Origin of the sequence: Sedimentibacter sp. B4 (assembly GCF_000309315.1) — a bacterium.
Taxonomy (GTDB): Bacteria; Bacillota; Clostridia; order Tissierellales; family Sedimentibacteraceae; genus Sedimentibacter; species Sedimentibacter saalensis.
Genome location: NZ_CANG01000344.1, coordinates 1 through 241, shown reverse-complemented (window position 1 = coordinate 241; position 241 = coordinate 1). Strand labels below are relative to the sequence as shown.

Annotated in this window: 1 protein-coding gene; it reads left to right on the top strand. The window is 68.5% G+C overall.

The genetic code is table 11. The features are described from left to right. Window positions 1–33 precede the first annotated feature (33 nt). On the top strand, window positions 34–241 hold a 208-nt coding region (locus BN358_RS23415; RefSeq protein WP_304412785.1), incomplete at its 3' end, for an S-adenosylmethionine synthetase N-terminal domain-containing protein.

The following is a 241-nucleotide window of genomic DNA, read 5'->3' as shown; positions in this document are numbered from 1 at the left end:
GCCGCACAGTCCCTTCGCGAGAGGTAGGCCCGAGTGAGCCGGTTGTTCACGTCCGAGTCCGTCACCGAGGGTCATCCCGACAAGGTGGCCGACTCGATCTCCGACGCCGTCCTCGACGAGATCCTGCGGCAGGACGCATCGTCGCGCGTCGCGGTGGAGACACTCGTCACCACCGGCACCGTGGTGGTGGCAGGAGAAGTGACGACCGAGGCGTACGCCGAGGTGGCCCAACTGGCCCGCG